At 70.9% G+C, this 10737-nt stretch carries 9 protein-coding genes; 7 read left to right on the forward strand and 2 right to left on the reverse strand.

Going from position 1 to position 10737, the window contains the following annotated elements; genetic code table 11:
* Positions 1-142 precede the first annotated feature (142 nt).
* From ispG to HW577_RS13160, 6 genes are all read left to right on the forward strand, one after another.
* Positions 143-1282, forward strand: a complete 1140-nt coding sequence (gene ispG / locus HW577_RS13135) for a flavodoxin-dependent (E)-4-hydroxy-3-methylbut-2-enyl-diphosphate synthase (protein ID WP_198376588.1) — start codon at positions 143-145, stop codon at positions 1280-1282.
* Positions 1279-1731 (forward strand): hypothetical protein, encoded by a 453-nt coding sequence (locus HW577_RS13140; protein ID WP_198376589.1) that lies wholly within the window; start codon positions 1279-1281, stop codon positions 1729-1731. The genes ispG and HW577_RS13140 overlap by 4 nt, the downstream gene beginning before the upstream one ends.
* A gap of 22 nt (positions 1732-1753) precedes the next feature.
* Complete coding sequence (gene hisS, locus HW577_RS13145) at positions 1754-2992, forward strand: histidine--tRNA ligase (RefSeq protein WP_198376590.1); 1239 nt, start codon at positions 1754-1756, stop codon at positions 2990-2992.
* Positions 2989-4044, forward strand: coding sequence for a peptide chain release factor 1 (gene prfA, locus HW577_RS13150; protein WP_198376591.1), 1056 nt, complete (start codon positions 2989-2991; stop codon positions 4042-4044). Before hisS ends, prfA begins: the two co-directional genes overlap by 4 nt.
* The gene (gene prmC, locus HW577_RS13155; RefSeq protein WP_198376592.1) at positions 4041-4907 is read left to right on the forward strand and encodes a peptide chain release factor N(5)-glutamine methyltransferase; all 867 of its coding nucleotides are present in this window, start codon (positions 4041-4043) and stop codon (positions 4905-4907) included. The genes prfA and prmC overlap by 4 nt, the downstream gene beginning before the upstream one ends.
* A gap of 232 nt (positions 4908-5139) precedes the next feature.
* The gene (locus HW577_RS13160) at positions 5140-5598 is read left to right on the forward strand and encodes a DUF4167 domain-containing protein (RefSeq protein ID WP_198376593.1); all 459 of its coding nucleotides are present in this window, start codon (positions 5140-5142) and stop codon (positions 5596-5598) included.
* A 45-nt stretch (positions 5599-5643) separates the two neighbouring features.
* On the opposite strand, the gene HW577_RS13165 is transcribed toward HW577_RS13160, so the two are convergent.
* Complete coding sequence (locus tag HW577_RS13165) at positions 5644-6399, reverse strand: MOSC domain-containing protein (RefSeq protein ID WP_198376594.1); 756 nt, start codon at positions 6397-6399, stop codon at positions 5644-5646.
* Between the two features lie 109 nt (positions 6400-6508).
* On the opposite strand from HW577_RS13165, the gene clpB reads away from it, so the two are divergent.
* Positions 6509-9094 carry an ATP-dependent chaperone ClpB gene (clpB, locus tag HW577_RS13170; RefSeq protein ID WP_198376595.1) on the forward strand — a complete coding sequence of 862 codons (2586 nt, stop codon included), beginning with the start codon at positions 6509-6511 and terminating at the stop codon, positions 9092-9094.
* 24 nt (positions 9095-9118) lie between these two features.
* Here the strand turns inward: clpB and HW577_RS13175 are convergent, their stop codons facing one another.
* Entirely contained in the window at positions 9119-10342 is a 1224-nt protein-coding gene (locus HW577_RS13175) for a M23 family metallopeptidase (RefSeq protein ID WP_198376596.1), read from the reverse strand.
* Positions 10343-10737: the final 395 nt, after the last annotated feature.

A 10737-nucleotide genomic window follows, 5' to 3' on the forward strand; every position in this document is an offset into this window, starting at 1 on the left:
CGCCGCGCCCCGGCCGGTCGCGCCCGCCCCGGCGCCCGCCCCGCGGCCCTGACGGAAGGTTCCGGGGCGACGACGGCTTCCGGAGCGGCCGCCCGGCCGCCATATTGGGCGCGCCAGACGGCCTCGCCTCCAGGAACCGCGCATGTCCTACCGCCCCTACCAGCAGATCCTTCGACGCAAGTCCCGCGAGATCGGGGTGGGCAAGGTCCGTGTCGGCGGCGATGCGCCGATCTCGGTCCAGACCATGACCAACACGCCGACCGAGGACGCCCAGGCGACGATCGAGCAGATCCGTCGCTGCGAGCTGGCCGGGGCCGACATCGTCCGCGTCTCCTGCCCGACGGAGGAGGCGACCGCCGCGCTCGCCGAGATCGTGCGCGAGGTGAACGTTCCGATCGTCGCCGACATCCATTTCCACTACCGCCGCGCCATCGAGGCGGCGGAGGCGGGGGCGGCCTGCCTGCGCATCAACCCCGGCAACATCGGCTCGAAGGAGCGGGTCAAGGAGGTGGTGAAGGCCGCCCGCGACCATGGCTGCTCGATCCGCATCGGCGTGAATGCAGGCAGCCTCGAGAAGCATCTGCTGGAGAAGTACGGCGAGCCCAACCCTGAGGCGCTGGTCGAAAGCGCGCTCTGGCACGCCGACCACCTGCTCCAGGAAGGCTTCGAGGAGTTCAAGATCAGCGTGAAGGCGTCCGACGTCTTCCTCGCCGTCGCGGCCTACCAGCAGCTGGCCGAGGCCTGCAACCACCCGCTGCACATCGGCATCACCGAGGCCGGGGGCAAGCGGGCAGGGACGGTCAAGAGCGCGATCGGGCTCGGCTCGCTGCTCTGGGCCGGGATCGGGGACACGCTGCGGGTCTCGCTCTCGGCCGAGCCGGAGGAGGAGGTCTCTGTCGGTTGGGAGATGCTGAAGTCGCTGCATCTGCGCCATCGTGGGGTGAAGATCATTTCCTGCCCGTCCTGCGCACGGCAGGGCTTCGACGTGATCCGCACGGTCGAGAAGCTGGAGGAGCGGCTGGCGCACATCCAGCAGCCGATCACGCTGTCGATCATCGGCTGCGTGGTGAACGGGCCGGGCGAGGCGCTGATGACGGACATCGGCCTGACCGGCGGCGGCGCGGGGACGCACATGGTCTATGCCGCCGGCAAGACCGATCACACGGTCCGCACCGAGGAGATGGTCGAGCACATCGTCGGGCTGGTGACCGCGAAGGCCGAGACCCTGGCTGCCGAGGCGCGCGCCGCGCAGGAAGAGGCGGCGCGGGCGGCGGCGGAATGAGGCGGCGGCCCGGGCGCTTCCGGGCGGCGGTGCCTCTGCTTCTCGGCCTTGCCGCCGCAACCCCCGCCGCGGCGCAGATGGAGATCATCGGCGACTCGCCGGCCACGGGAGGGAGCGGCGCGGTCGGATGCGGGGAGATCAATGCGCGCGCGATGGAGGCGTCGCTCGTGGTTCGCCAGCATGCGAGCGCGCTGTCCGCCGGCTTCGAGCCGGATGCGCGGCCGCAGGCGATGGTCCTGCTCGCCTGGCTCGACCAGTGGAGCGGCCGGCTGCGCGGCCTGGTGGATGTCGGCCAGGCGGCGGACTGTCTGGACGACGGCGACGCGGAGACGTACAGGCGGGCGCTCGTCGCCGCGGCGCGGGTCGGGAACCAGGCGCGGGAGGAACTGCTCCGCATCCCCCGCGCGCCGCAGGCGGCACAGCAACAGCAGCAGCGACGCCGGCCCTGAGCCGGACGACCGGAACCACAGAATGACAGCCCTGCAGCCCGCCCGCGGCACGCGCGACCTGATCGGCGAGGACTTCCGCCGCCACCACAAGGTGGCCGAGACGGCGCGGCGCATCAGCGCCCTTTACGGCTTCGAGGAGTGGGCGACGCCGATCTTCGAGGATACGCGCGTCTTCTCCCGCGGGCTGGGCGATACCTCGGACGTCGTCTCGAAGGAGATGTACACCTTCACCGACCGGGGCGGGGAATCCGTCACGCTGCGGCCGGAGGCGACGGCCGGGCTGTGCCGCGCGCTGGTGAGCAACGGCCTCACCCAGTCGAACCTGCCGCGGAAGGTGTTCTACACGGGCCCGATGTTCCGCTACGAACGGCCGCAGAAGGGGCGCTACCGCCAGTTCCACCAGATCGACATCGAGGTGATGGGCGCGGCCGAGCCGCTTTCGGATGCCGAGGTGATCGCCTGCGGCTGGCATATCCTGCAGGAGCTCGGCGTCGCGGCCGCGACGGTGCTCGAGATCAACACGCTCGGCGACACGCCGTCGCGGGACGCCTACCGCGCCGCGCTCATCGCCTATTTCTCCGCGCACCGGGACGCGCTGAGCCATGACAGCCGGGTCAGGCTCGAGAAGAACCCGCTGCGCATCCTCGACAGCAAGGACGAGACGGATCGCGCCATCGTCGCCGGTGCGCCGACCATCGCCGCGCATCTGACACCCGAGGCGGCGGAGTTCTATGGATCGGTCCGGCGGCACCTGGATCGCTTCGGCGTGCCGTTCCGGGAGAACCCGCGGATCGTGCGCGGCCTCGACTACTACAGCCACACGGCCTTCGAGTTCGTGACTGACCAGCTCGGCGCGCAGGGCACGGTGATGGGTGGCGGGCGCTACAACGGCCTGGTCGAGGAGATGGGCGGCCCGCCCACCCCCTGCGTCGGCTGGGCGGCAGGGGTGGAGCGGCTGGCGATGCTGCTGCCCGAGGCGCCGCCGGCCCCGCGCCCGGTCGCCGTCATTCCCGTGGGCGAGGCGGCGGAGGCCCCGGCGCTCGACCTGCTGCAGGCGCTGCGCCGCGCCGGCGTGACGGCCGAGATCGGCTATCGCGGCAACCTCAAGCGGCGGATGGAGCGCGCCAACCGCATCGGCGCGCGCGCCGCGGTGATCCTCGGGGATGAGGAGATCGCGGCCGGTGTTGCGCAACTGCGCGACCTCGACGCCGGCACGCAGGAGAAGGTGCCACTGGCGGAGGTGCCGGGGCGGCTCGCATGAGCCTGCCCGCGCGCCTGGATCGGCTGCTCGCCCGCGCCGAGGAACTGCGCCACATCCTCTCGACCGCCCCCGGCGCCGACATCGGCGCGCTGTCGAAGGAACTGTCCGAACTCGATCCTCTCGTCGCGAAGGTCAACGAGCTGCGGGCGGCCGAACGCGCGCGGGACGAAGCTGCGGCATTGATGGCGGACCCCGAGATGCGCGACCTGGCCGAGGCCGAATGGCTCGAGCAGAAGGAGCGCGTCCCGGCGCTGGAGCGCGAGATCCGCATCCTGCTGCTGCCCCGCGATTCGGCCGATGAGCGCAGCGCCATCCTGGAAGTCCGCCCCGCCGCCGGCGGCGACGAGGCAGGGCTGTTCGCGGCCGAGCTGTTTCGCGCCTACCAGCGATACGCGGAAGCGCGCGGCTGGCGCTTCGAGCTGCTCGACTACGACGAGAGCGACCTTGGCGGCATCAAGGGCGCGACGGCGGAGATCAACGGCCGCGGCGTCTTCGCCCGGCTGAAATACGAAAGCGGCGTGCACCGGGTGCAGCGCGTGCCGGCGACCGAGACGCAGGGGCGCATCCACACCTCCACCGTCACCGTCGCCGTGCTGCCCGAGGCCGAGGAGGTGGAGGTCCAGGTCAACGAAGGCGACCTGCGGATCGACACCTACCGCGCCTCCGGCGCCGGCGGGCAGCATGTGAACAAGACCGACAGCGCGGTGCGCATCACCCACCTGCCCACCGGCATCGTGGTGGCGATGCAGGAGGAGAAGTCGCAGCACAAGAACCGCGCCAAGGCGATGAAGGTGCTGCGCGCGCGGCTGTATGACGCGCAGCGCAGCGCGGCCGACAGCGCGCGGGCCGCAGACCGCAAGTCGCAGGTCGGCACCGGGGACCGTTCCGAGCGCATCCGCACGTACAACTTCCCGCAGGGGCGCGTGACCGACCACCGCATCGGCCTGACGCTGCACAAGATCGACCGCGTCATGCTGGGCGAACTCGACGACATCATCGACGCCCTGACCGCCGAGGACCAGGCGGCGCGGCTGGCCGCCGACGCGGCATGAGCGGCTGCGCCGATCCCGGCGGGTCGGTCGGCGCCTTTCTCTGCCAGGCGGGGCAGGTGCTGCGCGCGGCGGGGCTCGATGCGCCGCGGCTCGAGGCGCGCCGGCTTCTCTCCCACGCCATGGGCTGCACCGAGGAAGCGCTGTTGCGCGATGCGCGCGCGCCGGTCCCCGCCGCCGCTGTCGCCGCCTTTGGCGCGATGCTGGCCCGTCGCGCGGCGCGGGAACCGTTGGCGCTGATCCTCGGCCGGGCGGGGTTCTGGACGCTCGACCTCGAGGTCTCCGCCGCGACCCTGGTGCCGCGCGCGGATTCGGAAGCTGTCGTCGAGGCGGCGCTCGCGGCCTTCACGGACCTGAATGCGGTCCACCGCGTGCTCGACCTCGGCACGGGCACGGGGGCGCTGCTGCTCGCGATCCTGTCCGAATGCCCGCGGGCCTTCGGGGTGGGGGTGGACCTCGCCCCGGCCGCGGCGGCGCTCGCGGCGCGCAACGCGGCGACGAACGGGCTCGCCGGCCGTGCGGCCTTCCTGGCCGGCCGCTGGGCGGAGTCGCTCGCCGGGCGCTTCGACCTGGTGCTCTCGAATCCCCCCTATATCCCCGGCGCGGAGATCGCGCGGCTGATGCCGGAGGTGGCGCGGCATGAACCGCGGCTCGCGCTGGATGGGGGGGCGGACGGGCTCGACGCCTATCGCGCGATCGTGGCGGCCTTGCCGGCGCTCCTGGCCCCTGGCGGACGTGCGGTGCTGGAGATCGGCCAGGGCCAGCGCGACGCGGTCGAGGCGCTGGCGCGTGACCAGGGCCTGGTGGCGCTCGGCGCGCGGGCGGATCTGGGGGGGATCGAACGCGCGCTTGTGTTCGCGGCGTGAGCCCTGCCCGAAAAAACCGTTTGGCGCCCCGCCGGGGCGCGGGTAGGGTAGGCCAGCGGTCGGGAGCGGGAAGGTGCCCCTCCGGATCGGTCGGACAAATCGCGGGCGCGGCCCGCAATCCCGGCCAGGACCGCTAGGTCGAAACCATGCCGAGCGCTGACCGCGCGTGGCGGGCCCAAGGGCCCGGCCTCGCTCCGGGGCGGGACGGGTGCGAACAGCGAAACACGACACAATGAACATGAAGCGCATGCGCGGCCGCGGCAATCATCGCCACGGCGGCGGGCAGTTCCGGCATAGCGGCGGCGGTACTGGCGGGGGTGGCGGCGGTGACCGCCAGCCGCTCAACCGGAACCACGTCTTCGATTCGAGCGGGCCCGACATGCGGCTGCGCGGGACGTCGCAGCAATTGTTCGAGAAGTATCTGCAGCTCGGGCGCGACGCGACCAGCGGCGGCGACCGCGTGATGGCGGAATCCTACTTCCAGCACGCCGAGCACTATTTCCGCATCCTCAACGCCATGAACCAGGCCGCTGCGCAGCACCAACAGCAGCAGCAGCGCCGGTTCCAGTCGAATGAGCAGGGCGATGGCGAGGGCGGCGACCAGTCCGACATGAACGGGCAGGGCGGCGATGTCGGCGAGGCGGAGACGATCTCCCCCGAGCCTGCCGGCGAGGCGCGCGAGCCCGTCTGACCCGGGCCCTCCGCGCGGCCCCCGTCCGGCGGCGCGCGCGGCTGGCTACCCCAGCACTTCCAGCGCGTCGCCCGCCGCGATGCGCCCGCCTTCCAGCACCTCGGCATAGACGCCGAGGTCGGCATGGCCGAAATGCGTCCGCAGCCAGCGCGGCGGTTCCGCGTCACGCTCCCCGGTCTCCGGGTTCACCTCCGTCGCCGGGCAGCGGACGATGCGCTTGACGACGCGCAGCCGCGCCTGGCCGAGCTGGATCTCCTGCCCGATCCAGTCGAATTCCGCCCAGGGCTTTCCCCCCGAGACATAGACATTGGCGCGGAAACGCAGCGGGTCGAGCGCGGCGCCCGCCGCCTGTTCCAGCGCGTGCAGGCTGGTGAGGCCGATGATGGAGACGACCTTCTTCGCGACGTCGGAGAAGGAATGGCCCGGCGCCTCGACGAAGCGGGGCGCGCCACGGGCGTCCTCCCCCATGAAGGCGGCGAGCCGCGCGGCGATGGCGGCGCGGCCGTCGTCGGTGCGCGTGCTCGCGACGAAGATCGGTTCGCCGGGGAAGCGCAGCGCCAGGTCGCCGGTCCGCGAATCATAGGCGGAATGGACCAGTGCCAGTCGGGCATTGGCCATCAGGCAGCCAAAGTTGCGCTTGGGCAGCCAATGGGGGGAAGCCGGGTCGAAGGCGGAATCGCCCTGCGCCAGGGCGAAACGGCGGTCCTCCGGCAGCGTCGCGCCTGGGGTCAGCGCGACGTCCTCCAGCGCCTCCGCGGTCAGGCCCTTCACCGGGTAGCGGTAGATGCTTTCAATGCGCATGGCGGCCCCTTGAAGCAGATCAAGGAGGCTTACCACATGCCGTGGCATCACCGGCACGCCCGTCGCCCATCTGGGGGCGGTCACGCCAGTCCGCTCCGGAGAGGGACACATGGACATCGAGAAGTTCACCGACAGGGCCCGCGGGTTCCTGCAGGCCGCACAGACCATCGCGATCCGCGAATACCACCAGCAGGTGACGCCGGCGCATCTCGCCAAGGCATTGCTGGATGATTCCGAAGGGGCTGCGAGCGGCCTGCTGCGCGCCGCCGGGGCCGACCCGGCGCGCGTGAAGCAGGCGCTGGAAGCGGCACTCGCGCGCCAGCCGAAGGTCTCGGGCGGCGGCGCGGGGCAGCCGCAATTCACCCCGGACATCGTGCGCGTGCTGGACGCGGCGCAGCAGCAGGCGGCGCGCGCGGGCGACGCCTTCGTCGCCCAGGACCGGTTGCTGGTGGCGCTCGCGGCGAGCGAGGGCGAGGCGGGCCGCGCCTTCCGCGATGGCGGGGCCGATGCGCAGCGGCTCGAGAAGGCGGTCGCGGACCTGCGCAAGGGCCGCACCGTCAACAGCCAGAACGCCGAGGAATCCTTCGACGCGCTGAAGAAATACGCCCGCGACATCACCGAGGCGGCGCGGCAGGGCAAGCTCGACCCCGTCATCGGGCGGGACGAGGAAATCCGGCGCTCGATCCAGGTGCTGGCGCGCCGGACCAAGAACAACCCCGTGCTGATCGGCGAGCCCGGCGTGGGCAAGACGGCGATCGTCGAGGGTCTGGCGCTGCGCATCGTCAAGGGCGACGTGCCGGAGGCGCTGAAGAACAAGAAGGTCATGGCGCTCGACCTCGGCGCGATGGTCGCCGGCGCGAAGTATCGCGGCGAGTTCGAGGAGCGGCTGAAGGGCGTGCTGGCCGAGGTGGAGAAGGCGGCCGGCGAGGTCATCCTCTTCATCGACGAGATGCACACGCTGGTCGGCGCGGGCAAGGCGGATGGCGCGATGGACGCGTCTAACCTGATCAAGCCGGCGCTTGCGCGGGGTGAGCTGCACTGCGTGGGTGCCACGACGCTCGACGAATACCGCAAGCATGTCGAGAAGGATGCGGCGCTCGCTCGGCGCTTCCAGCCCGTGTTTGTCGGCGAGCCGAGCGTGGAGGACACGATTTCGATCCTGCGCGGCATCAAGGAGAAGTACGAGCTGCATCACGGCGTGCGGATCACAGACGGCGCGCTGGTCGCGGCCGCGACGCTGTCCAACCGCTACATCACCGACCGCTTCCTGCCCGACAAGGCGATCGACCTGATGGACGAGGCCTCGTCCCGGCTGCGCATGCAGGTGGACAGCAAGCCCGAGGAACTGGACGCGATCGACCGCGACCTCATGCGGCTCAAGATCGAGCGGGAGGCGCTGCGGAAGGAGACGGACGCGGCCTCGCGCGACCGGCTGCTGAAGCTCGAGAAGGAACTCGCCGACCTCGAGGAGCGGTCGCGCGAGATGACGCAGCGCTGGGAGGCCGAGAAGGGCAAGGTCGTCGAGAGCCAGAAGATCAAGGAGCAGCTGGACAAGGCGCGCACCGAGGTCGAGCTGGCGCAGCGCGCGGGCGACCTGACGAAGGCGTCCGAGCTTCTGTACGCCCTCATTCCCCAGCTGGAGAAGAAGCTCGCCGAGGCGGGCGACAGTGATGCGCGCCTGGTGAACGAGGCGGTGACCGAGGAGGGGATCGCCGCCGTTGTCAGCCGCTGGACCGGCGTGCCGGTCGAGAAGATGCTGGAGGGCGAGCGGGCGAAGCTGCTGCGGATGGAGGATGCCTTGCGCCGCCGCGTCGTGGGGCAGGAGGAGGCGCTCGAAGCCGTCTCCAAGGCCGTGCGCCGCGCTCGGGCGGGGCTGCAGGATCCCAACCGGCCTATCGGGTCCTTCCTGTTCCTCGGGCCCACGGGCGTGGGCAAGACGGAGCTCGTGAAGGCGCTGGCGCAGTTCCTGTTCGACGACGAGCGCGCAATGACGCGCATCGACATGTCGGAGTACATGGAGAAGCACGCAGTCTCCCGCCTGATCGGCGCACCGCCCGGCTATGTGGGCTACGAGGAAGGTGGGGCGCTGACGGAGTCGGTGCGGCGCAGGCCCTACCAGGTGATCCTGTTCGACGAGGTCGAGAAGGCGCATGACGACGTCTTCAACGTGCTGCTGCAGGTGCTCGACGACGGCCGGCTGACGGACGGGCAGGGGCGCACGGTCGATTTCCGCAACACGATCATCGTGCTGACCTCCAACCTCGGCAGCCAGGCGATCGCGGAGCTGCCGGAGACTGCCGAGATCGATGCGGCGCGGCCGGCGGTGATGCGCGCGGTGCGCGACCGGTTCCGGCCGGAATTCCTGAACAGGCTGGATGAGATCGTGCTGTTCCGGCGCCTCGCGCGCGGGGACATGGCCTCGATCGTGGATATCCAGCTGATCGGCCTGCTCAAGCTGCTGGAGGATCGCAAGGTGCGGCTCGAACTCGATGCCGCGGCGCGCGAGTGGCTTGCCGAAGCGGGCTACGATCCGGTCTACGGGGCGCGGCCGCTCAAGCGCGTCATCCAGCGCAACCTGCAGGACCGGCTGGCCGGGCTGCTGCTGGAAGGCAGCATCGGCGACGGGGATACGGTGCGCGTCACCGCATCCCCGGACGGGCTCGAACTGCGCCCGGAGTTGGCCGAGGCGGCCTGATACGCGCGAGGCTCGCCGCCGGGGTCACTCGGCGGCGAGTGCGATTTCGTCGCGCGCGCCGATCCGGCTGGCCGTGCGGTCGAGGTCGCGTTGCCGCGCGCGGAAGGCGGTCAGGTCCGCGCCGGCGAGGCGGATCGTACGTTCGATGTGGCGCGCCGGATTGACGTGGCGCCCCGCGACGAGCGTTTCGTAGTGCAGGTGTGGGCCGGTGGAGAGGCCGGTCGAGCCGACGGCGCCGATCACGTCCCCCTGGCGGACGCGACGGCCGGGCGTGATGCCGCGTCCGAAGCGCGAGAGGTGCGCGTAGCGCGTCTCGACATTTCCGGCATGGCGCAGCCGCACGATGCGCCCATAGCCGCCGGAGACACCGGCGAAGGCGACGACGCCGTCGGCGGCCGCATAGACCGGTGTGCCGGTCGGGGCGGCGAAGTCGATGCCGCGATGCATGCCCGTGTAGCCGAGGATCGGATGGTTGCGCATGCCGAAGCGCGAACTGATGCGTGCGCCGTCGAGCGGTGTGCGGAGGAAGGCGCGGCGGAGGCTCTGGCCGTTCTGGTCGTACCAGTCGACCGACCCGCGGCGATCCCTGTGCCGCCAGATGGCGAGCCGGCGTCCGGACAGCCGGAGTTCGGCCTTCAGCACCTGGCCATGGCCGAGGATGTCCCCCTCGCTATCGCGGAATCGTTCGAACAGGATCGAGAAGCGGTCGCCGGGCTGCAGGTCCCGCTGGAAATCGACCTGGTGGCCCAGAATGCGGATCAGGGAGAGGGCGAGGCCTGGTGGAACCCCTGCCTCCGTCATGGCGGGAAAGAGCCCGCCGCTGACGCTGCCTTCGGCGCGGACGAGGAAGCGGGTGCGGGGGGCGAGCGTCTCCTCGGCCTTCCAGCTGCCGTCCGGTTGGCGGATCGCGCGGATGGTGCGGCCCGGGCTTGGCTCGACCTCGATCTCGAGCAGGCTCGAGGCCGGCTCGGGGGCGAGGCGGAGCGCGACCTCGTCGCCGGGGCGGAGGCCGCTCGGCGGGAAAAGGGTGGCGAGGCGGGAGAGGGCGGCGTGGGCCTCGGCATCGTCGATCCCCGCACCATCAAGGAGGCGGGCCAGGGTATCGCCGGGGCGGACGATGATGAGACGCTGTTGCGGTTGCTCGGCGGACTGCGCGGCGGCGGGGGCTGGCGTGTCCTCTGCTGCGGCCAGGACCGGCATGAGGAATGGCAGGGCGCAGAGCAGGGCAAGGGCCAGCCTGGACGGCATGTGTCTGTGGACTCCTGGCATGACTGTTTTTCTTGGGTAGAGCGCATGAGCGCGTGAGGGGCCGGGGTCAATGCGGTTGTGGAGTCGGGATTTGCGGATCCTGCCGGGTCAAGGGCCTGAGCCATGCAATTTCTGCAATGCATGAAACCTTGTTGCACCCATTTGACAGGCGAGGGCGAGGGGGGTATCTCCCCGGCCACGCCGACGGCGATGGGGCTTGACCCGATGGACCACTGGTCCTAAGTTCAATGCCCCGCCGACGAAGGCGGTTTCACCGGATCGGTGTGTGTAGCCTCACCTGAGGTTGCTCGGGCTGGTTTGGTGTTGTTCTTTGACAATTGTATCGGTTTTGGAAGTGTTTTGAGTGATCTTGGCGATCCTTGAGTGGGTGGCTT

This window comes from Neoroseomonas rubea, assembly GCF_016106015.1.
GTDB classification, from domain to species: domain Bacteria; phylum Pseudomonadota; class Alphaproteobacteria; order Acetobacterales; family Acetobacteraceae; genus Neoroseomonas; species Neoroseomonas rubea.